At 44.3% G+C, this 23,001-nt stretch carries 14 protein-coding genes; 12 read left to right on the plus strand and 2 right to left on the minus strand.

Translation table 11 applies throughout. The features are described from left to right. Positions 1–6: 6 nt before the first annotated feature. From B0I27_RS03180 to B0I27_RS03210, 7 genes are all read left to right on the plus strand, one after another. On the plus strand, positions 7–1,527 hold the full coding sequence (locus B0I27_RS03180) for a RagB/SusD family nutrient uptake outer membrane protein (protein ID WP_106291377.1): 1,521 nt from the start codon (positions 7–9) through the stop codon (positions 1,525–1,527). A 9-nt stretch (positions 1,528–1,536) separates the two neighbouring features. Then, positions 1,537–3,036 carry an endo-1,6-beta-glucanase gene (locus B0I27_RS03185; RefSeq protein ID WP_106291379.1) on the plus strand — a complete coding sequence of 500 codons (1,500 nt, stop codon included), beginning with the start codon at positions 1,537–1,539 and terminating at the stop codon, positions 3,034–3,036. Between the two features lie 17 nt (positions 3,037–3,053). Beyond that, positions 3,054–4,385: a DUF5125 domain-containing protein gene (locus B0I27_RS03190; protein WP_106291381.1), complete on the plus strand. Its 1,332-nt coding sequence runs from the start codon at positions 3,054–3,056 to the stop codon at positions 4,383–4,385. An 83-nt stretch (positions 4,386–4,468) separates the two neighbouring features. Next, positions 4,469–5,284 (plus strand): alpha/beta hydrolase, encoded by an 816-nt coding sequence (locus tag B0I27_RS03195; protein ID WP_219904981.1) that lies wholly within the window; start codon positions 4,469–4,471, stop codon positions 5,282–5,284. Positions 5,285–5,295: 11 nt separating this feature from the next. Continuing rightward, a complete protein-coding gene (locus B0I27_RS03200; RefSeq protein WP_106291383.1) occupies positions 5,296–7,515 on the plus strand; it encodes a glycoside hydrolase family 3 C-terminal domain-containing protein in 2,220 nt (739 codons plus the stop codon). Positions 7,516–7,607: 92 nt separating this feature from the next. Then, positions 7,608–7,910, plus strand: a complete 303-nt coding sequence (locus tag B0I27_RS03205; protein ID WP_181276663.1) for a hypothetical protein — start codon at positions 7,608–7,610, stop codon at positions 7,908–7,910. 160 nt (positions 7,911–8,070) lie between these two features. Next, positions 8,071–9,207, plus strand: a complete 1,137-nt coding sequence (locus tag B0I27_RS03210) for a TlpA disulfide reductase family protein (RefSeq protein WP_106291385.1) — start codon at positions 8,071–8,073, stop codon at positions 9,205–9,207. 74 nt (positions 9,208–9,281) lie between these two features. On the opposite strand, the gene purD is transcribed toward B0I27_RS03210, so the two are convergent. Further along, a complete protein-coding gene (purD, locus tag B0I27_RS03215; protein ID WP_106291387.1) occupies positions 9,282–10,556 on the minus strand; it encodes a phosphoribosylamine--glycine ligase in 1,275 nt (424 codons plus the stop codon). Positions 10,557–11,031: 475 nt separating this feature from the next. Here purD and B0I27_RS03220 point away from each other — a divergent pair, with 475 nt between their 5' ends. Beyond that, the gene (locus B0I27_RS03220; RefSeq protein ID WP_106291389.1) at positions 11,032–14,148 is read left to right on the plus strand and encodes a SusC/RagA family TonB-linked outer membrane protein; all 3,117 of its coding nucleotides are present in this window, start codon (positions 11,032–11,034) and stop codon (positions 14,146–14,148) included. Between the two features lie 11 nt (positions 14,149–14,159). Beyond that, a complete protein-coding gene (locus B0I27_RS03225; RefSeq protein WP_106291391.1) occupies positions 14,160–16,103 on the plus strand; it encodes a RagB/SusD family nutrient uptake outer membrane protein in 1,944 nt (647 codons plus the stop codon). 112 nt (positions 16,104–16,215) lie between these two features. Here B0I27_RS03225 and B0I27_RS03230 read toward each other — a convergent pair whose 3' ends face one another. Next, entirely contained in the window at positions 16,216–17,139 is a 924-nt protein-coding gene (locus tag B0I27_RS03230) for a peptidylprolyl isomerase (protein WP_106291393.1), read from the minus strand. Positions 17,140–17,543: 404 nt separating this feature from the next. On the opposite strand from B0I27_RS03230, the gene secA reads away from it, so the two are divergent. Genes secA through B0I27_RS03245 form a run of 3 tightly spaced genes read left to right on the plus strand, consistent with a single transcriptional unit; the run spans position 17,544 to position 22,991 of the window. Then, positions 17,544–20,858 (plus strand): preprotein translocase subunit SecA, encoded by a 3,315-nt coding sequence (secA, locus tag B0I27_RS03235; RefSeq protein ID WP_106291395.1) that lies wholly within the window; start codon positions 17,544–17,546, stop codon positions 20,856–20,858. Positions 20,859–20,863: 5 nt separating this feature from the next. Then, on the plus strand, positions 20,864–22,048 hold the full coding sequence (locus B0I27_RS03240) for a M20 metallopeptidase family protein (RefSeq protein ID WP_106291397.1): 1,185 nt from the start codon (positions 20,864–20,866) through the stop codon (positions 22,046–22,048). A 1-nt stretch (position 22,049) separates the two neighbouring features. Continuing rightward, positions 22,050–22,991 (plus strand): hypothetical protein, encoded by a 942-nt coding sequence (locus B0I27_RS03245; RefSeq protein WP_181276664.1) that lies wholly within the window; start codon positions 22,050–22,052, stop codon positions 22,989–22,991. Positions 22,992–23,001 lie beyond the last annotated feature (10 nt).

The following is a 23,001-nucleotide window of genomic DNA, read 5'->3' on the forward strand; positions in this document are numbered from 1 at the left end:
ACCATTATGAAACTTAAATATATCTATCAGGGATTGGCTTGCAGCTTTCTTTTAATAGCTGCTTCATGCTCCTTAGTGAAAGATCCTCTGGATACTTACTCGGACGTAACAGAAGGCGTTAATGAAGAGGGAGCCCAGGTTGTCTTCAAAGACAAGGCAGCCGTTCAAAGCCATCTCACCACTTTGTATAACCAGATGAGAGACCGCCAGGAACACTGGTACCTTGATCTTTTATTGATTGCAGAATCACATTCAGACAACGCATATGCCGGAACAACGGGAGCGGAGGTAGTTCCATTTGAAACGAACTCCATTGAAGGATCAAATTCGGTGATTAACAGGGATTGGAACAGGTATATGGAGGATGTTGCCCGTGCGAACCGTTTGATCAATAACGTAGACTCAGTAGTTGACAATAGCTTTAGTCCCGCTGAAAGAGAGCAAATTAAATCACAAGGCAAGATCTTCAGGGCTATGGTACTGTTTGACATGGTCCGCCTCTGGGGAGACATCCCGGTAATCACCAAAGAAGCAGGAGACATCACGTCTGAAACCATAGGTGAAGTGTATGATGATTATTTTCCCGCTCAAAATACGGAAGAAGAAGCCTATAAGCAGATTGAGAAGGATCTGACAGAGGCATTGGTATCCGCGCCGGAGAATAATGCTGCGAACAAAACCCTCTTCACAAAGTCTGTTGCCCGTACACTGCTTGCTAAGGTATATGCGGAGAAGCCGATCCGCGACTATGGTAAGGTTGTCCAGTACGCGGATGAACTTGCCGCTGATGGCTTTGACCTGGTAGCAGATTTCAGCGATCTTTTCGGTATGAACGCAGCCACCACAGACGCGAAAGCGAGGAATACCCAAGAATCTATTTTAGAAGCGCAATTCGTGTCAGGAAATGGCAATTGGGTAACCTGGATGCTTGGACGGGATCTGACAAATTATAACAACAACTTCACCTGGGCTAAATGGATCACTCCTTCGCGCAGTTTGATCAAGGCCTTTCAGGATGAAGGTGACCAGGAGCGTTTTGCAGAATCGATTGTGTACTACCAAACAACATGGAGCAACTATTATCCATCAAATAATTATCCCTTCATGTATAAAACCCGCTCTGCGTTTAACAGTATAATCAAATACAGGTATGCGGATGTGCTGTTATTAAAAGCTGAAGCGCTGATCATGGGGCCAAATGCTAATCTCTCTGCCGCTGCTGAAATTATCGACAGGGTTCGTGAACGGGCCGGACTGGCTAAGCTGCCGAATGCTGTGCGCAGCAATAAGGACGCCATGGTGACCGCCCTCTTAAAAGAGCGGCGCCTGGAACTGGCTTTCGAAGGTCAGCGCTGGTTCGACCTGGTCCGTTTGAACAAGGTTGAAGAAGTGATGAATGCTGTCTATGCCAAAGACACCGGAAGAAGGCCGCTTACTTATCCATTTAATCAAACATCTTACCGCCTTCCTATTCCACAGGCTGTTATTGACCAAAATCCTAAACTAATCCAGAACCCTGGCTACTAATCCGACATCATGAAAAAGTATCTAACAAATTCTAAAAGCATAGCACTGGCGTTTTGCCTTCTGGGCTCAATTGTCACGGCCTGTGGTACAGATAAAAACGAACCCTCAAATCCTCCTGAGCCGGAGGTTCCTGTAAGTGGCGACGTCACCATCTATGTGACTACGAATACACGTTCCCAAGATTTCGCAAAGAAGTTCGTTGATTTCAGCACCAAATCCAACATGTCGCCTAATACCATTACATTGAATCCTTCCCAGACCTATCAGTCAATAGAAGGATTCGGGGCAGCAATAACTGGTTCAACCTGTTATAATTTGTTGAAAATGGCACCGGCTGACAGGGCCAAATTTTTAAAGGAGACGTTTTCCGAAACGGAGGGAATGGGTCAGAGCTACATCCGCATAGCAATTGGATGTTCGGACTTCTCATTAAGTGAATACACATGCTGGGATACCCCCGGAATCGAGAACTTCGGGCTTCAAAACGAGGAGATAAACTATATCATTCCTGTGTTGAAAGAAATACTTGCGATCAATCCAAATCTGAAGATTCTGGGTTCTCCCTGGACTAGTCCTCGTTGGATGAAGGTCAATAACCTGACCGACCTGCAACCGTTCAATTCCTGGACGAGTGGCCAGCTTAATCCGGTCCATTATCAGGATTACGGTACCTATTTCGTGAAATGGATTCAAGCAATGGCCGCAAACGGTGTCAAGATTTCTGCTGTCACTCCGCAGAATGAACCTTTGAACAGAAAGAACTCCGCATCTCTTTATATGGGATGGGACGAGCAGTTGGCTTTCATTAAAACCGCTTTGGGTCCGAAGTTAAAAGCAGCAGGTCTTGATACCAAGATTTATGTTTTTGACCACAATTACAATTATGATAATATCGCTTCGCAAAATGACTATCCGGCGAAAATTTATGAGGACGCTGCAGCCGCAGCATTTATCACAGGAGCTGCTTACCACAATTATGGCGGAGACAAAGCTGAGCTTCTGGATATCCAGGCGAAACGTCCAGACAAGGAACTGATCTTTACGGAAACCTCTATTGGTACATGGAATGATGGTCAGAATCTGGCAACCCGCCTCATGGAAGATATGAAAGAAGTTGGTTTAGGAACAATTAACAACTGGAGCAGGGCGGTAATCGTATGGAATCTGATGCTCGATACAGAGCGGGGGCCAAACAGGGATGGTGGTTGCCAGACCTGTTACGGCGCTGTAGACCTCAATAAGGCAGACTATAAAACGATAAAAAGGAATTCGCATTATTATGTCATCGGTCACTTGTCATCCGTCGTTAAGCCGGGTGCAGTCCGTATCGGTGCAAGCGGATACTCTGCTGCGGGGCTAACCTATTCAGCGTTTAAGAACACTGACGGGACTTTTGCCCTGGTTCTGCTCAACGACACAAATGAGCTCAGAAAAATTACTTTAAGTGAGGGAGCGAAACATTTCAGCTATGACGTGCCCGCAAAATCTGTTGTTTCTTATCGTTGGTAATAACAAAGAATAGTATTATGAAGACATATATAGGTATCCTGCTTATTGCATTGGGGATGATGCTTTTCAATTCCTGCAAAAAAAATGAAGCAGTAGCACTGGGCAATCCTGTTATTACGCCTAAATCTGAATTTACGGCAGCCCAGTTTGGAGACAGCTTGCAATTTCGCGTTGAGGTTTCTGACGAGGAGATCCCGCTTTCGACTTTAAAAGCACAGTTATTCTACAGCGATGAGATGGTGTCGGAGACAGTGATCCGGACCAAAACCAATGGCGAGTATACAGGCAAGGTTTTTGTCCCATTCTACGCGAATATCCCCGACGGCACAGCGACGTTGAAACTGGTGCTTCAAAATACCAGCCTCACTATCTCCGAGAAAGAACTTGAGATATCCTTGACCAGACCTGATTTTCCTTTCCTGACTTTGGTAACCGCAAGTGGCGAACACCGTATGGATCGCGTGGGCCTGCATGAATATGCAGCTACCAGGGTTTTTCCATTCTCCGTTAAGGGTTATATCAAAGCTCCTAAGGTCGGAACTTCAGGAAATGAAATGACTTTTGGCTGGGAAGATAATGCTGTCGCTATCGGTTCCACGACGGAAATCCCTTTCTCCAATTCCTCATCAGGAACGTATTCCATCACATTCAATACGTTCAGCTACCAAGCTTCTCCTTTTATTATCGCTTATGCTGTGAACGGTACGGTAATGGACAGGATTGACGATAACAGGTTTAAGGTTGATCTGGCATTAAGCCAGGCACAGGAAGTTACTATAGATGGTATCGAAGACCTCAGCAACTGGTTCGTTGATCCGGACTATTTCAGTAAAGATGCTAACGGTAAGCTTACATTTCTGCCTGTTGGAGGAAAATACCGTATTACGGCAAACTTCACCCTTAAACACTTTATCGTGGAAGCGATGAACGGATCAGGTCTGGCAACCTTACAACCTGATGGGACAGGTGCAATTTGGATTATCGGTGAGGGTATCGGTAAGCCGGGCATTGCCACGAATCAGGTAGGCTGGAACACAGATAATGCACTGTGTATGGCTCCGATTGGTAATAAAAAATATCAGGTTACAGGCGTTGCGGGAACCACGTTTAAGGCTGATAATATCAACTTTAAATTTTTCCATCAAAAAGGCTGGGGTGGTGAATATAAGCACGCTAATATATCCACAAAGAGCGACCTGATCTTTATCGGAGATGGTGCCAATGGAAGGGATTCAGGGAATCTGGGCATTGTTTCAGGTAAAGCTTTAGAAGTAGGAGCTACCTATGTTTTTACTGTTGATCTGAGTGCAGGTAATGACAAAGCGGTGCTGACTGTAACAAAGAAATAGAATATTGTGTTTATCAGATATTGTGAGCTGGTTTGACAAGACCGGCTCACAATAATATTTGATAACAGTTAAACTAAACGATTGTGAAGCAATTTCGAATTATTCTTCTATTGCTGCTACTGGTAGCTCATGTGACCGGTCAAACTTCTGACGAGACTCGCTATTCTACAAAGAAAGATGTGTTTTACATCGGAAATGAGGAAACGGATGCTTATAGAAAAGAGCGATGTAATCTGGATATTTATTACCCGTTGAACAAAAAGAAATTTCCAACTGTAGTGTGGTTTCACGGCGGTGGGTTAGAGTTTTCTCAAAAGGAAATTCCCATACAATTGCAGAATAAGGGAATCGCGGTAGTGGGTGTAAATTACCGCCTCAGTCCAAAAGCAAAAAATCCAGCCTATACAGAAGACGCGGCTGAAGCGCTTGCCTGGGTTTTCAAGCACATAGAGCAGTTTGGCGGAGATCCATCTCAAATCTATGTTGCCGGTCATTCTGCAGGGGCGTATCTCGCGCTAATGATAGGAATGGATAAATCTTACCTTAACAAGCACGGTATCGATGCAGACAAGATTAAGGGACTTATACCGATAAGTGGTCAAACGGCAACCCACTATACAATTCGGAAGGAGAGAGGACTGAATATGAAGGTCCCGGTCACAGACCGATATGCCCCGCTGACGTTGGTACGCACAAATATTCCTCCGATGTTATTGATCACTGGCGACAGAGCGCTTGAACTAACTTCCAGATATGAAGAGAACCTATATCTGCTTTCACTTTTAAAGGATGCCGGAAATCAGAAAGTAACGATCTATGAGCTCTCAGGATTCGATCACGGAACTGTTTTGGCACCAGCCTGCAGTCTTCTATTAGAATGGATAAAATACATTAAGTAATTAGATAAATCATGTTCAAACCAATTAAACTGTTTTCTACCGTATTATTAATAGTCGGCCTGCTCGTAAACGTTGCGGCGCAGGAGAGCTTACCCGTTTATCTGAATGAAGCCAAACCTATGGAGCAGCGGATCGAAGATGCTTTGTCGCGCATGACGCTGGAGGAAAAAGTAGCCATGGTTCATGCACAGTCAAAGTTTAGCTCTGCAGGAGTTCCTCGTCTGGGCATCCCGGAAAACTGGATGACAGACGGACCTCATGGAATTCGCGCGGAAGTTTTTTGGGATGAGTGGGATCAGGCAGGATGGACGAATGATTCATGTATTGCGTTCCCTGCTTTAACTTGTCTCGCCGCTACCTGGAATAAAGACATGTCGGCTCTTTACGGGAAAGTAATCGGGGAGGAAGCCCGTTACCGAAATAAGAATGTGTTGTTAGGTCCGGGTGTGAATATCTATCGTACACCCCTTAACGGGCGAAATTTCGAATATATGGGGGAGGATCCATTCCTTGCTTCCAAAATGGTTGTTCCTTATATTCAGGGAGTTCAATCAAGTGGTGTAGCGGCCTGTGTGAAGCACTACGCATTGAATAATCAGGAAATTGACCGGCACACGGTAAACGTTAATATTGATGATCGCACGCTTTATGAAATCTACCTTCCGGCCTTTAAAGCGGCTGTTCAGGAAGGAGGGGCATGGGCAATTATGGGTGCGTACAATAAGTATAAAGGCCAATGGGCAGGTCAGAATCAGTTTCTGCTAAACGATATTCTTCGCGGCGAATGGAAGTTCGATGGCGTTGTGGTATCTGACTGGGGTGGTATAAACGATACCAAGCAAGCCATCTATCATGGCTTAGATATGGAATTCGGTTCCTGGACCGATGGTCTTTCAAAAGGTGCATCCAATGCTTACGATAACTACTATCTCGCTGATCCTTTTCTTAAGTTGATAAGGTCGGGAGAGGTTAAGGTAGAAGAAGTGGATAAGAAAGTACGCAACATTCTTCGGCTGGTGTTCCGTACGAACATGAATACAAAACGCCCATTTGGATCTTTCGGTACGGAAGAACATGCTCTTGCCGGACGTAAGATTGCACAGGATGGGATAGTACTGTTAAAAAACAACAATAATACTTTACCCATTAACTTGTCAAAAGCAAAGAAGATTGCCGTGATAGGAGAGAACGCTATTAAGGTGATGACCGTAGGTGGGGGTAGTTCTTCGTTGAAGGCAAAGTATGAGATTTCCCCATTAGACGGTATAAAGAGTCGTGTCGGAAAAGATGCTGAAGTTGTTTTCGCCAGAGGATATGTTGGCGAGAAGCCGAAGTCACAAGATGGATTGAAAACCGGCGATGTGGAAGAAACACGCTCAGCCGAGGAGCTGAGTAAGGAAGCTCTGGAATTAGCAAAAACTGCAGACTTTGTTGTATTCGTAGGTGGCCTGAATAAAAACAATGGACAGGACAGCGAAGGCAACGATCGCAAGTCTTTGGGCCTACCCTATAGCCAGGATAAATTGATCACTGAGCTGGCGAAAGTGAACAAGAATCTGGCCGTAGTGATGATATCGGGTAATGCGGTGGCGATGCCCTGGGTTAAGGAAGTTCCATCAATTGTTCAGGGCTGGTACCTGGGAACAGAAGCCGGAAGCGCTCTGGCCTCTGTGCTGGTGGGTGATGTGAATCCCTCTGGCAAGCTGCCCTTTACGTTTCCTGTCAAACTCGATGATAACGGAGCTCACAAGCTAGGTGATTACCCAGGAAACGGCGAGCAGACTTACCACGAAGGAATTTTCGTAGGGTACCGTTGGGCAGATAAGCAAAACGTTAAACCGCTGTTCAGTTTCGGTCATGGTTTAAGTTATACCAGCTTCGAATATGGCAAAGTGACTGCTGATAAAAAGGACATGGCGGCGGATGGGAATATCACGTTCTCAGTTGATGTAAGGAATACAGGAAAGCGGGATGGACAGGAAGTGGTGCAGTTATACATCCATGACGTGAAGTCATCTGTTCCGCGGCCGGTTAAAGAATTGAAAGATTTTCAGAAAGTCAGCCTAAAAGCGGGTGAGACGAAGACGGTAAAGTTTACGATTGATAAGACAGCTCTGAGCTTTTTCGATGCAGCTAAACATGACTGGGTAGCGGAAGCGGGAGATTTTAAGGCTTTAATCGGAGCTTCTTCGACTGATATCAGACAGACGGTTGGCTTTAAACTGTTGTAAAAGCTGAGAACGGAGAGGAAAAAATAAATTTTCACTTTTTCCAGGCAAATGTGCGAATTTGTTACATTCGCGCTTACCTAAATTTTAATCAAGTGAAGAAATTTTTATCTAAATCTCTAGTTGCAGTATTGTTATGCTGCACATTCAGTTCATGCGCAACTATTTTTGGCGGGCCTGTCACTCAGGCACAGAGAACGAAGCCTTTGCCGGGAGAAGCTTCACGACCGATAAGGGCAGTTGCATTAATTGCGGATATTCTTCTTTTCTGGCCTGGTGCTGTTGTTGATTTTGCTACGGGAGCCATCTACAAGCCTGACGGTGCGGCAAAGATTCAGAAGAGTGACGAGAAGAAAGAGAGTTCAGCTAGCGCAGGTGCTAGTAATAATCTGAATTGATTATTAATGAAAGGCCGGGTTACTCCCGGTCTTTTTTGTGAGGATGCTGCGTTTTTATTTGTGATGTGTGCCGTTCCAATTGGCGGACTTATAAAAAGTTTCGATCTTCGGCGAAACACTAATTAGGGGAATCATGCGTTTCCATGTATATTTATTTATAATGAAGAAATCACTATTTACGGTATTGGCATTATCGCCGCTCATGCTATTTGCTCAGGATACGCCATATAAAATTAGGGGCAAAGTGGGTTCGTTCAACTCACCAGCTAAAGTGTACCTGATATATCAGAACGGCGCGGCTTCCGTAACGGACTCAGCTGTAGTTAGTAATGGTAATTTTAGCTTTCAGGGAGCTATCTCTGAACCAAGTTCGGGTGTTATGATTATGGATCCAAAAGGTGTGGGGCTGGATTCTTTAAAATCAACCTCACAGCCTGATGTGCTTATGATCTATGTTGATAAGGGAGAATATGCTATTGAGGGCAAAGACTCTTTATCTACTGCCTCGATCAAAGGAAGTAAGGCGAATACCGAAAATAAAATCCTGAATGGGAGGCTCAAGGATTTGTCTGCCCAGTTCAGGGCGCTTGACGCGGAGTACCAGGCCGCATCAGCAGAGCAGAAGGGTTCACAGGAATTTGTTGGCGGTTTGCAGGGGAGGCTGGAGAAGTTGCAGGTGAGGCAAAAGGAGATACTGACACAATTCGTCAAAGAGAATCCGGAAAGTTACGTGAGCGTGAATTCTATTTTGTCTATCGCCGGTCGTGATCCGCAGTTTGGCGAAATCGATCCATTGGTTAAGTCGCTCAGCCCTGCTCTGCAAAAGGCCTCTGCTTTACAGCCTTTGTTAATGGGTATGGAGGCGTCGAAGAAGACATCTGTAGGTGCTATGGCAATGGATTTTACTCAGAATGACCCCAACGGAAAACCAGTGAAGCTGTCTGATTTTAAAGGTAAATATGTATTGCTTGATTTTTGGGCTTCGTGGTGTGGTCCCTGCAGGGATGAAAACCCCAACGTAGTGCAGGCATATAACAAATTTAAGGACAAGAACTTTACGGTACTGGGCGTCTCATTGGATCGCCAGAATCAGCGTGATGCGTGGTTAAAGGCGGTAAAGGATGACGGCTTAACCTGGACACAGGTTTCAGATCTGAAATTCTGGAATAATGAGGTTGCCAGAATGTATAATATTCGTTCGATTCCTCAGAATTATCTAATTGATCCAAGCGGAAAGATCGTTGCTGTGAATCTTCGTGGTGCTGCTCTTGAACAAAAGCTTGCTGAAATTTTGTAAGGGGGATATAAAAAAAGAGGGAGGGGGCTAATTTAGATATTAGTCCCCTCCCTCTTTTTAAGGGTTTTGGCTTATCAGATCAGGTCGAATCCGATATCTGCACGGAAGTAACGGCCATCAAAATAAATCCTGCCTGCGTCTGCGACGGCCTGCTGTACTGCATCAAACAAGTTGTCTTGTAGTGATGTGATAGCCAGAACACGTCCGCCGGAGGTTTTTACCAGACTATCTTCAAGTACAGTGCCGGCATGAAATGGGAGTGAATCCCTCAGGTTCTCGATTCCGGAGATCGTCTTGCCTTTCATGTATTCTCCGGGATAACCGCCGGAAACCAGCATAACTGTTGCCGCAGTCTTATCTGAAATCTTCAGTTCCTTCTCCGCAAGATTTTCGTTCGCGACCCCGAGCAGCAAATCAAGAAAATCGCTTTCAATTCTTGGGATAACGCTTTCCGTTTCCGGATCACCCATGCGTACGTTATATTCAATCACGTATGGTTCGCCATCTGTATTCATTAATCCGATAAAAATAAAGCCTTTATATGGGATCTGATCGATCTTTAGTCCGTTGATCGTCGGACGGATAATATCGTTTTCCACTTTGTCCATGAACGCCTTGTCAGCGAAAGGAACCGGGGAGATAGATCCCATACCACCCGTGTTCAGGCCAGTGTCTCCTTCTCCGATGCGCTTGTAGTCTTTCGCTTCGGGCAGAATCTTATACGAGTGTCCGTCTGTTAAAACGAAAACAGACAGTTCGATTCCTGTTAAAAATTCTTCAATGACCACTTTGCTGCTTGCTTCGCCAAATTTGGCATCCTGAAGCATGGCGATTAACTCTGCCTGCGCTTCTTCGGTAGTCTGGCAGATCAATACACCTTTTCCTGCGGCTAATCCGTCTGCTTTTAATACGACGGGAAGCTTATGTGTCTCGAGGTATGAAAGGCCTTCATTAAGTGTATTAATTGTGAAGGATGCAGAAGCTGCAGTTGGGATGAAGTGGCGACGCATGAAAGCTTTTGAGTATTCTTTGCTGCCTTCGAGTTTAGCTCCTTCCTGGCGGGGGCCAATTACCGGAATGCTTTTCAAATCTTCATCCGCGAGGAAAAAATCATGAATTCCTTTTACGAGGGGCTCTTCGGGGCCGACTACAACCAGGTTTATGTTATTATCCAGAACGAAACGGCGTACCCCTTTGAAGTCCGTTGGGTTCAAATTAACATTCTGACCGAATGCAGCAGTTCCGGCATTTCCCGGAGCTATGAATAATTCGTTGCAGAGGGGACTCTGAGTTATTTTCCAGGCAAAAGCACTTTCCCTTCCGCCTGAACCAAGTAAAAGAATGTTCATGTAGCAAAGATATAGGAAATGAGGAAAGTATGAAGCGGTTTATGATGATGGGGGATGATATGCACTTAGAAGCATTGATTTAATTTTCATATTAGAACGCCCGGGTAGTTGTTATTGGAGAAATTGACGATTTTGTGTATGCATAATTTAGAGAATGAGAGTCTTTGGGGTGTGAGGATAAAGGAGCTGTTTTTTTTTGTAACTATTTGATGCAATCGGTTGCAATTATTTGTTTTATTATTATGTTTGCTCTAACCAAAAATACAGTCGTAAGAATTTTACCTATATAAACTTTAACCAGCAAAGACCAATAACATCTAATGCAAACGTTCGCATAAACAACTTAACCATAAATTCGCTTACTTATTAACCAATAAACTATGCAAGAAGAAATACCTATCCTGCTTTCAAAAGAATTGAGCAATCGATTTCTAACAACCAAGAATTAGTTCCCAAACAACCATGAAATTCCATTATGAAAAGAATTAGACTTTCTAAGAACTGGGGCGGAGTATTCCTCCTGCTTGTTCTGCCTCTATTAACATTCGCGCAGAATGTTACTGTCACTGGTAAGGTTACCGATGAAAAAGGTGAAACTTTACCTGGTGCAAGCGTTAAAGCCAGATCAGGAACTGGCTCAACATCGACTGATGTAAACGGTGCTTTCAGGCTTTCCGTTCCAGCAAATGAAACTACTATTGTAGTGACATTTATGGGATACCAGGAAAAGCAAGTATCTATTGCGGGTAATAAGACCAATCTGAATATCGCCATGGTGCCATCATCCCAGGATCTGGAAGAGGTCGTGGTGATCGGTTATGGTACACAGCGCGCGGAAGCGGTAACGGGTTCGGTAGCTTCAATACGGGGAGATGCTGTAAGAGAAGTGCCTTCAGCTAACATTACCCAGGCGCTGCAAGGACGTCTTCCTGGCGTAGATATGACGCAGACATCCAGCAGGCCTGGTGCTGGGATGCAAATCAGAATTCGTGGAACGCGCTCCCTGAATGCGGATCCAAACTCCGGACAGGATGCCCCCTTTGTGGTATTAGATGGAATTCCGTTTTCTGGTTCTATCAATGATATCGATCCTAACAGCATTAAGAGCGTTGATATCCTTAAGGATGCGTCAGCAACAGCTATTTATGGCTCACGCGGTGCAAACGGTGTTATCCTCGTGACTACAAACAGAGGACAAAAGGGACAAGATGCAAAAGTATCGTATAACTCGTTCTACGGCTTTAAAAATGTGTTCTCCCAATTCCCAATGATGAACGGACCGGAGTTTGCTGCATTGAGGACTTATGCTACCCAAACGCAAAAGGAACTTGGTATAGGTTCTTTCGCTCCTTCCGAGGATGAACTGGAGAATGCGAATACAAACTGGCAAGATTTGCTTTACCGCACAGCCAAGACCATGAGTCATGATGTGAACCTTTCAAAAGGTTCTGAAAAAGGAAACTTCTCCGTAGGGGTTGGTTACTATCGTGATGAATCTGTACTTCCGACCAATGACTTCAGCCGATACTCCTTCCGCGCAGCTGTGGATCAGGAGGCAGGAAAGTATTTTCGTTTCGGACTTACATCCAACAACAGTTATACAGTTACAGAGGGTAACCAGGTGGGTGTAGGGGATGCTCTGGGAGCTTCTCCGCTAGCTTCACCCTATGATGCCGATGGTAACCTGAAGCGTTCTACTTTCGCTTCTCAGGATCCTTACAAGGTGTGGACCAAGGAATCGATCGAGGCTGTAAAGGATAGCTGGCTTAGCGAGTCGAAGGGTTTGGGTTCATATAATAACATGTATGGAGAAGTCCAAGTTCCATGGGTTCAGGGTTTAAAGGCGCGTGTAAATTTAGGCCTTAATATTCGTCAGACTACTGGAGGTAATTTTACTGGAAGAGGAGTGACAAGCCCTACCAACCCCAATGAATTGTCATCTGCCGGAATAAATAATTCGACCATGACAGACTGGGCGATTGAAAACCTACTTACTTATGACCGTAAGTTTGGTAAGCATGAGTTTAACGCTGTCGGCTTGTACTCTGCTCAGGAAAATACTTTCTATCGTTCAGATATTTCTGTAACGGATATTACTGCAGAGCATTTCCAATATTTCAATTTAGGACAGGCGCAAGGAAACATCACTATCAATCCAAATAATCAAGGACATACAGTATGGGGCTTACAGTCCTGGATGGGACGTCTGATGTACAACTTTGATAATCGTTACATGTTAGCGGCAACCTTGCGTGCAGACGGTTCTTCAAGGCTTGCACCGGGACATAAATGGCATACTTATCCAGCTGTATCGGCAGGATGGAACATTGCGCAGGAGTCCTTTATGGAAAACCTTACTCAGATCAGCCAGTTAAAGCTTCGTGTCGGTTATGGTGTTACCTCCAACCAGGCCGTTGCGCCTTATGCAACGCTTGGCAGACTTGCTACCCGCTTTTATAACTTCGGTGATAACGGAGAGGATAGCTACGACACGGGTTATATCATTTCTGAGCTTCCCAATGAACAATTGGGCTGGGAGTTTACCAATACCTGGAATTTTGGATTGGACTTTGGATTATTCGGCGGACGTTTAAGCGGTACCGTGGAATATTATAAGCAGCACACTAAAGATATTCTTTTGAGAGTTGATCTACCTCCTACAACAGGAGTAGGTAATTTTACAAGCAATATAGGTGAGACTGAAAACAAGGGCTTCGAACTATCACTTAACGGGACTATCATCGACAACCCTAAAGGTTTTAGATGGGAAGCCGGGTTTAATATTTACCTGAACCGAAACAAACTATTGGCTCTGACATCAGGCGCAGACAGGAATGAAGGTAACTGGTGGTTTGTTGGACACCCTATAAATGTAATCTATGATTACGAAAGACAAGGCCTTTGGCAAGCAGAAGATCCGCACTTGAAGGTTCTTGAACCCGGTGGAAACGTGGGAATGATCAAAGTGAAGTATACTGGCGAATATGACGATAACGGAGTTCCGGTAAGAGCAATTGGTGCAGCTGACAGGCAGATTATTGATTTCGACCCTAAATTCCAGGGAGGCTTTAATACACGTCTATCTTACAAAGGTTTCGATTTGAGTATGGTAGCAGCGTTCCGTAACGGTGGTACCCTTATTTCTACTCTTCATGGCGGTACAAGTTACCTTAACTTGCTTAACGGACGTCATAACAACGTTAATGTGGATTATTGGACACCGGAAAACACTGACGCCAAATATCCAAGACCAGGAGGAATCACTGCTGCAGATAACCCGAAATACATGAGTACCATGAGCTATTTCGACGCGTCTTATCTGAAGATCAGAACAATTTCCTTAGGTTATAACCTTAGTGGAAAGTGGATGGAAAGTGCAGGAATTGGTCAGGCAAGAATATATTTCACAGCTCAAAATCCATTTGTTCTGTTCTCTCCATATTACAAAGAAACAGGTATGGATCCGGAAGCCAACTCATATGGAAACCAAAACCAGGCAGTGACTACTCAAATCGTACAGCGCCTTCCAGTAGTCGGAACTAACGTTCCATCTACCCGGAACTATTTGCTTGGAATTAATTTCACTTTTTAAAATTATTAGTTATGCAAACGTTATATAAAATACTAGCAGTTGCAGGTCTGTTATTTTCAACCGGATGTAAAGATATCCTTGAAGAGACACCTCGGGATCGGTTTGAGCCCGGCTTCTTTAAGACAGAAGAAGGTGTAAGAGGAGGGTTGACCGGTCTTTACGCAGGCCTTCGCAGACTTTATGGACAGCCCTATTATTACAATGCTACAGAAACGGGTACTGATGAATATACGTACGGCTCTCAAGCCGATGGGAACTTCCGTGCAGCAGATTTGTCAGGCTTAGGTATCCCTGATGCTCAAAACAGTCGCTGGGATGTGCTCTGGAATACCGCTTATTCGAACATCAATTCTTCAAGCGGAATCATTACCAATGGGACTGAAGCTAATATGCCCGCTGCAATGATTGCAGAAGCCAGATTCTTCCGTTCTTTCAGTTACTTTTTACTTGTTCAGACATTCGGGGGCGTTCCTCTTGATCTGGGTGGTGGCGAATTGGCGTACAATACTGCTCCAACTTTGAGCTCGGTTCGAAACACCGTACCCGAAGTTTATACAAAAGGTATATTTCCTGATTTACTTCAGGCTATTAATGACCTTCCTGACAATCCGCGTTTGATCGGTGCCGTTACAAAAAATGTCGCCCGTTTGACGCTGGCTAAGGCCTATCTTACTTACGGCTGGTGGCTTCAAAACCCTAACAGCGTGCCGACTTACCCTGAGACTCCGCGAACTGACCCCGACGGGCGTGATCCACAGTTTTACTTTCAGAAAGCGTACGATCTTGCGGTAGAGGGTATTAATAACCCCGGGCCGTATGCACTTCAGCCTACATTTTATGATGTGAACCTTGCTCAAAACGACCGTAATAATGAGATCATGCTTTGGGCAGACCATACTGAGTCAAATGCTCAATACAGCGAGAGTAATATTACCGGATGGGACGGTGGTGAGGCACAAAACCAAGCGGTCTGGATGGTTACCTGGTATTTCCATTCTCTTAAAGCCAGCAGAACTACAGGTACATGGAATCCTGCTGACGCGTTGTTTAGAACGGTACAGGCTGGTCAGTCGTATAGCCGTCCATGGATGCGTATGGCGCCTCCAATCGATGTATTTACTAAGACGTTTGCAGATAAAACGACTGATTCACGATTCAATGGAACATTCACCACGGCTTACCGGGGTACATGGTATCTAAACGCTAGCCGTGCCTCAGAAATGACTTTATATGGCGCTAATTTCCTGCCTATAAATCAAAATGAGAAAGTAATGTCGTTCCTGACCACTGACCCGGGAGGCATCAATTACAATGAGTCTCAGGCTACATATAAGGATGGAACAGAAGCCGGTTATTTGCCAGGAAGGGCTGATTATGTGGTACCTCTGGATAAGATTTCAAGAAACATTTATCCGGGTCTTTGGAAGCTAGGTAGTTACCGTAAATCAAGTGATTATAATGATGACAAGATTGCGAGCTCACGTCCTTTCAATATCTTGAAATTCTCTGAGTTTTACTTTGTAGCTGCAGAGGCTGCTGTAAAGGGAGCCAACGTACAAGCTGGTAAAACTGCCAGAGATTTGATTAATGTAATCCGCGGACGTGCAGGGAAGTGGAAATTCGACGTAGCGGAAAATGTCGCCAAAGTTGAGGATAATTCCGCAGCAATGATAGCTTCAACGCCTGCCACAATTGATGTAAACTACATCTTAGATGAGCGTTCACGTGAATATTTTGGCGAGGGCTATCGCTGGCACGATCTGGCCCGTACCCAAAAATGGGAAGAATATGCTGGGTCTTATCGTATTTCATCAGTTGCTGGTGCTGCACCCACTGTTGTTCAGCGTTCCCTGCCTAAGTACCTTTATTTACGTCCCATTCCGCAAGGACAACTCGATAGGATGAGTGGGGATGCCGACGCCAAGGCTAAGTACCAAAACCCTGGTTATGATTAATCTGACGGATTTTTATTAAATATTATGGCTGCTCATTTATGAGCAGCCTTTTTTTTGCGCAAGGCATAAGGATCACCACTAAGGGTGGAGGCGGAATGCGGGAAAAGTCGTTTTATAAGAGGGAGTAATTTATACGATCTTCTTTTGGATAGATTTTAGTCAGTTTCAAAAGCTCCTCTTTCTTTTTGAGAAGCATCTTTCTTTTTTTAATCTCTCGAATAACGAATGGCTTAACTTCTATCAAATCTGGTAATCTACTGCCGGATTCTTCTTCTTTTAACATTATGATAATATCATTGTTGACAGCGACGGGAAAAGAGATCTGTCCTGCCTTCATGGAAAATAATAGTCTTTTCAATGTATCAGGAAAGGCTTTGCTATCAAATTGAACCTTTTGATGCCGTTTGGAGGTGATCAAGCCTTTTAGTACGGATTTATCGTTATCTCCGGAGAATTGAAGTTTTATTTTCCCCGACATGGCATCTTCTCTATTGCGAAAGGCGAATAACGAATATCTCACATGAGTCGGTTTAATCATTTTCATCTTTATCGAATCATAACTATGAGCCACTTCGGCGATTGAAACAGGAAGTGTGTCTGCCAAGAGCTCCTTTTCATATTTGGTATACACCAGCTGGTCTTTAAAGTTCTTTTTGTCGAGAATAAACTTAGGGTCTTTGTTCAAACCGAATTTTTCGGCATCTGCCTTGGTAAAGGGGCTGTAAGCTATGGTGGATAGACAATGCTGAATATTAGTTGGATTTTTTAAAGGGGCCCTCACCGGTAAGCTATTGTAATAGGTGATAAAATCTTCTACCAGAACCAGTTGTTTATGTTCATTAGGCAGTCGGTAACTGGCTATGACCTTCTTTAATAGGTCTGAAAATTCTTTCTTCTCAAGCGTGCTTAGAGATTTGGATGAATTTATTCTACTAAATGTCGCAGATAGGATTTCCTGTTCTATATTTAATTGTGATTGCTGCTGTATACGATCGTAGTATTTTTTTAATAACTCCTGCCTCAGTCTTGTCTCCATTTGGCTTTCGTTTAAGGCAGCATTCGGCAGATCATATATATCTTCGAGATATACGAGGTAATAGCTATTTGCTATTTTAAATAAAGACGAAGTCTGGCCTTTTTTAAGTTCGACGATAGATTTATTCTCTGACCAAAGGCTTGTAAACGGCCGCCTCTCTAACTATTTAATAAACTTACAAGACGCTTCGGGGAAGATGAGTGTAGTTTACCTATTATTATGGAATGTGGTAAACCGTTGTATCTGATCCCGCTTAACAATAAAGGTGTCGGAGTGATTTAATGGTGATAACCCTCTTCTAAATCAATCCAAATCATTAATTTCGCTCATTATTATGTCAAATTGGCTGATGCGCTTTATGATGGCGCAATTGTTGGTCAATTCAGACCATTATTAAATTACACATGTTAGGATTTTTAAATAAATTATTCGGAAGTAAATCTGATCGCGATATAAAACAGATTCAACCTATCGTTGAAAAGATCAAAGCGGTTTACCCAACTCTGGCGATCTTATCGGACGATGAGTTGAGGGGAAAGACATTCACATTCAAAAATATCATCAAGGAAGCTCTCGCTGAGATCGACAAAGAAATATCGAGCCTGAAAGAACAAGCGGAGGCTCCAGAGCTTTCGATGGATGCGAAAACTGACCTGTATGAGTCGATTGACAGGCTGATCAAGGATCGTGATAAAGAGTTGGAGCGGGTACTGATGGATATTCTTCCTGAGGGCTTTGCAGTGGTTAAGGAAACGGCCCGCAGACTTACTGAGAACAAGAAAATTGTTGTAACAGCTACGGATTTTGACCGGGAGCTCGCCGCACGCAAGCCGAACGTTGTTATAGAGGGAGATAAGGCGATTCACCATAATAAATGGATGGCCGCAGGAACAGAGGTTACCTGGAATATGGTGCATTATGATGTTCAGCTGATTGGTGGTATTGTTTTGCACCAGGGTAAGATTGCCGAAATGGCGACTGGTGAGGGTAAGACATTGGTGGGAACTTTACCTGCTTATCTGAATGCGCTTGCTGGAAACGGCGTGCACATCGTTACGGTGAATGACTATCTGGCAAGACGTGACTCCGAGTGGAATGGTCCATTGTTTGAATTTCACGGTTTGTCTGTAGACTGTATTGACAAACATCAGCCGAATTCTCCTGAGCGTCGTAAAGCTTACCTGGCAGATATAACTTTCGGTACAAATAATGAGTTCGGCTTTGACTACCTGAGAGATAATATGACTCAGAACAGGGAGAGCCAGGTACAGCGCAAGCTGCACTTTGCGATGGTGGATGAGGTTGACTCGGTATTGATCGATGACGCCCGTACTCCTTTGATCATATCCGGACCTATTCCTAAAGGTGACGAACATGAGTTTTACGACCTTAAACCAAGGATCGAAAGATTGGTGAATGTTCAAAAGAATTATGTAACCGGAGTTTTGAATGAAGCCAAGAAGCTTATCGCTGAAGGCAAGACCGGTCCTACAGAGGGTGGTTTAGCCTTATTGCGTGCTCACCGTGGCTTACCTAAGAACAAAGCGTTGATCAAGTTCCTGAGCGAGTCTGGTATTAAGCAGATCCTGATGAAGAGTGAAAACTATCACATGCAGGATCAAAGCAAGGAAATGCCTAAGGCAGATGCTGAGTTATTTTTCGTTATTGACGAGAAACATAATCAGGTTGAGCTGACGGAGAAAGGTATTGAGCTGATCACTACATCAGGTGAAGATGTGAACTTCTTCGTGATGCCGGATGTAGGTACGGAGATTGCTGATATCGAGAAATCAACTTTGAGCAATGAGGATAAGATCGCTAAGAAAGATGAGTTGATGCGTGATTTCTCCATCAAGTCTGAACGTATACACTCTGTTAACCAGTTACTGAAGGCTTACACTTTGTTCGAGCGTGATGTTGAATATATCATTGACGAAGGTAAGATCAAAATTGTAGATGAGCAGACCGGTCGTATCATGGATGGCCGTCGTTACTCTGATGGTTTACACCAGGCTATTGAGGCTAAGGAAAATGTTAAGGTTGAGGATGCCACGCAGACTTACGCGACCATCACACTACAGAACTACTTCAGAATGTACCACAAGCTTTGTGGTATGACGGGTACAGCTGTTACTGAGGCGGGTGAGCTTTGGCAGATTTACAAGCTAGACGTTGTTGAAATTCCGACTAACGTTGTGAATCAGCGTAAAGACATGGAGGATAAGGTTTATCGGACCATGCGTGAAAAATATAATGCGGTTGCGGACGAGATCACTGCTTTGACCCAGGCGGGCAGACCGGTTCTGGTGGGTACCACATCAGTGGAGATTTCGGAGTTGCTGAGCCGGATGCTGAAACTTAGGGGTATCAAGCACAACGTATTGAATGCGAAGTTGCACCAGAGAGAGGCAGACATTGTTGCAGAAGCAGGTACTGCAGGTACGGTTACGATCGCTACAAATATGGCTGGTCGTGGTACGGATATTAAGCTTGGCGAAGGTGTGAAAGCTGCGGGAGGTTTGGCGATTGTGGGTACTGAGCGCCATGAATCCAGACGTGTTGACCGCCAGTTGCGTGGTCGTGCGGGACGTCAGGGTGACCCTGGATCATCTCAGTTCTTCGTGTCGTTGGAAGATAACCTGATGCGTTTGTTCGGTTCTGAAAGGATTGCAAATATTATGCTTCGGATGGGAATCGAAGAAGGCGAAGTGATTCAGCATTCTATGATCACCCGTTCGATTGAGAGAGCACAGAGAAAAGTGGAGGAGAATAACTACGGTATACGTAAGCGTTTGCTGGAGTATGATGACGTGATGAACTCTCAACGTACTGTGGTTTACACAAAACGGCGTAATGCTCTATTTGGCGAACGTCTGGAGGTGGATTTGAGCAACACGTTCTACGATACGGTAGAGGATATTGTGTCTGAATACAAGGAGACTGCGAATTATGAAGGTTTCCAGCTGGAGATCATTCGTGTGTTTTCACTGGATGCTGAGATCGATCATAAGGAATTTGCCGAAACATCCATTGCTAAACTAACAGATCGTCTCTTTGCAAAGGTTTCTGAGTTCTATGCGAGAAAGAAAGAATCGATAGCCGCACAGGCGTTACCTGTATTGCAACAGGTATATCAGGAGCGCGGGGATATGATTGAAAATATCATCGTTCCGTTTACTGATGGCATTCGCGGACTGCAGGTTACTGCTAATCTGAAGAAGGCAGTAGAATCTAACGGTCGCGAAGTGTTCAGGGTATTTGAGAAGACCGTTGTTCTGGCTTTGATTGACGATGCCTGGAAAGAGCATTTGCGCGAGATGGACGAGCTTAAGCAGTCTGTACAGAATGCTGTTTATGAGCAGAAAGATCCATTGGTAATCTATAAGATGGAGGCGTTTAATCTCTTCAAGCAGATGTTGATCTCTGTGAATAAGGATGTGGTTAGTTTCTTGTATAAAGGCGGAATTCCGATGCAGGAATCTGAAGATGTGCGTGAAGCAAGACCTCAGCCTAAGCAAGACCTCTCGAATCTGAAGGTTTCAAAACCTGAACTTGCCGCGGTTGCAAATGATCCAAGTGGTATGCCAGGTATGGAAGATACCCGCGAAACTCAGAAGCAGATGCCTGTACGTGCAGAGCAAAAAATTGGTAGAAACGATCCATGTCCTTGCGGAAGTGGCAAGAAATATAAAAACTGTCATGGTGCGGGCTTAGAATAAATAAGATGCTAAAAGACAATATCCGGCAATTGGCGGAGAGTATTCACGGCGATGTAATTACACATCGCCGTTTTCTGCATTCTAACCCTGAACTATCGTTTCAGGAATACCAAACGTCTGCATTTGTGAAGTCCTGTTTGGATGAGCTGGGGATCGAGTGGCATCCTCTTGCCGGTACCGGAGTGGTCGGTATCATAAAAGGAGATAAACCCTCTGACCAGGTTATTGCGCTTCGTGGCGATATGGATGCTTTGCCGATAACCGAGGCAAACGATGTTCCTTATAAATCGAAAAACGAGGGTGTGATGCATGCATGCGGACATGATGTCCATACCTCTTCGCTCCTGGGAACAGCGCGCATTCTTCAAAGCTTGAAAGCAGAGTTCGGAGGGACGATTAAGCTGATATTTCAACCGGGTGAGGAGAAGCTTCCAGGGGGTGCCAATATGATGATCCAGGAGGGAGTACTCGAAAATCCGAAACCGCAGGCTATTTTAGGTCAGCATGTCATGCCGCTGATTAAGGCTGGTAAGATTGGTATGCGGGCGGGGAAGTACATGGCATCTACGGATGAGATCTATGTAACTGTAAAAGGTAAAGGTGGACATGGTGCCCAACCACAACAAAATATTGATCCTGTAGTTATAGCCGCAAATATTATTGTTTCCCTACAGCAGATTGTCAGTCGCGCTGCGGACCCCCGCTTGCCCACTGTTTTGTCTTTCGGAAAGGTAATTGCCAATGGGGCAACCAATGTAATACCTAACGAGGTGTACATGGAGGGGACGTTCAGGACACTGGATGAGAAGTGGCGGGCAGAAGCGCACCGGCGGATGAAAAAGATGGCTGAATCTATCGCAGAAGGTATGGGCGGAACCTGTGAATTTAATATTGTAAACGGTTATCCGTTCCTGATTAATGAGGAAAAGCTGACTGCGGAGATACGTCTTCATGCTGAAGACTATCTTGGGAAAGAAAACGTTGAAGATCTGGATATCTGGATGGCTGCCGAAGATTTCGCTTATTATTCTCAGGTAACGGATGCGTGTTTTTATAGACTGGGTATACGAAATGAGGAAAAAGGTATCACTTCTTCGGTGCATACTCCAACTTTTGATATTGATGAGTCTGCCCTAGTATGCAGCACAGGCTTAATGGCCTATCTGGCAATAAAGCGTTTAGGAAATTAAAATGATAAAAAGACTGATCTTATTTCTTTTAATGATCGTTAGTGCAGTACAGGCGCAGGAATTTAAGCGCTTTAATCCGGACACAGTACTCACCGTGCAACTGGATTCTGCAGTAAGCATTGTCGGTGAGAGGATCAATGTGCAGATGTTTATCAACAAGGTTACTTCTGACACCAGCTTCTACGAGGCTTTCCGAAATATGAAGCGTTACAGCTTTACAGCGGAAAATCGTGTGTTCACTTTCGATAAGAAAAACAGAACAGAAGGAAAGATCTACCGTAAGATCTTTCATAACAATTCCGGAAAATACCGCCAGGAAGTTGTGGCTAAGCAGGATAGCGGTAAGTTATTGAAGAAGAACGGTAAATATCAGTTATATACCGTCGAGATGTTTGACTATATCTTCATGAACGCCTATAACTCAGACTTCGTAAAAGCGGAGACTTCTGATGATAGTAAAAAGAAAGGCAACGAGTCTTATAAGGATAAGCTTAAGACGCTTCTCTTTACTCCCGGAAAACCGGTAAAGGGCGTTCCGATTATCGGCGATAAGACGCAGATCTTTAGCGCCAACATGAGGCAGTACTATGATTATACCTTTTTCAACGGAACCTATCTGGATTCCATTCCCATTTACACATTCAGGGTTAAGGTTAAGGAGGATTTGTCGGGATGGACGAAACGGGGTCTCATGATCAAGGAATTGAATACGATCTTCGACAAAAGAAATATGCAGATCCTGGGCCGTTCCGTTGATATGAACTATGGGAATCTGGCATTTGATTTTGATGTGAAGATGAACATCGAAATGGGGTATTTTGACAATGGAGAATCGATTTTGCCGACCAAGATATCTTACCAGGGTAACTGGGATATTCCATTGAAGAAAGAAGAAAGAGCAAGCTTCCTGATCCTCCATAAAGGCTATAAGAAAGAAAAGTAGCAGGTTTTTT

Origin of the sequence: Arcticibacter pallidicorallinus (assembly GCF_003002875.1) — a bacterium.
Lineage (GTDB): Bacteria > Bacteroidota > Bacteroidia > Sphingobacteriales > Sphingobacteriaceae > Arcticibacter > Arcticibacter pallidicorallinus.

Coding starts and splice junctions, on each gene's coding strand:
- B0I27_RS03180 (WP_106291377.1), top strand. CDS start 7: ATGAAACTTAAATATATCTATCAGGGATTGGCTTGCAGCTTTCTTTTA.
- B0I27_RS03185 (WP_106291379.1), top strand. CDS start 1,537: ATGAAAAAGTATCTAACAAATTCTAAAAGCATAGCACTGGCGTTTTGC.
- B0I27_RS03190 (WP_106291381.1), top strand. CDS start 3,054: ATGAAGACATATATAGGTATCCTGCTTATTGCATTGGGGATGATGCTT.
- B0I27_RS03200 (WP_106291383.1), top strand. CDS start 5,296: ATGTTCAAACCAATTAAACTGTTTTCTACCGTATTATTAATAGTCGGC.
- B0I27_RS03210 (WP_106291385.1), top strand. CDS start 8,071: ATGAAGAAATCACTATTTACGGTATTGGCATTATCGCCGCTCATGCTA.
- purD (WP_106291387.1), bottom strand. CDS start 10,556: ATGAACATTCTTTTACTTGGTTCAGGCGGAAGGGAAAGTGCTTTTGCC.
- B0I27_RS03220 (WP_106291389.1), top strand. CDS start 11,032: ATGAAAAGAATTAGACTTTCTAAGAACTGGGGCGGAGTATTCCTCCTG.
- B0I27_RS03225 (WP_106291391.1), top strand. CDS start 14,160: ATGCAAACGTTATATAAAATACTAGCAGTTGCAGGTCTGTTATTTTCA.
- B0I27_RS03230 (WP_106291393.1), bottom strand. CDS start 17,139: ATGGAGACAAGACTGAGGCAGGAGTTATTAAAAAAATACTACGATCGT.
- secA (WP_106291395.1), top strand. CDS start 17,544: ATGTTAGGATTTTTAAATAAATTATTCGGAAGTAAATCTGATCGCGAT.
- B0I27_RS03240 (WP_106291397.1), top strand. CDS start 20,864: ATGCTAAAAGACAATATCCGGCAATTGGCGGAGAGTATTCACGGCGAT.
- B0I27_RS03245 (WP_181276664.1), top strand. CDS start 22,050: ATGATAAAAAGACTGATCTTATTTCTTTTAATGATCGTTAGTGCAGTA.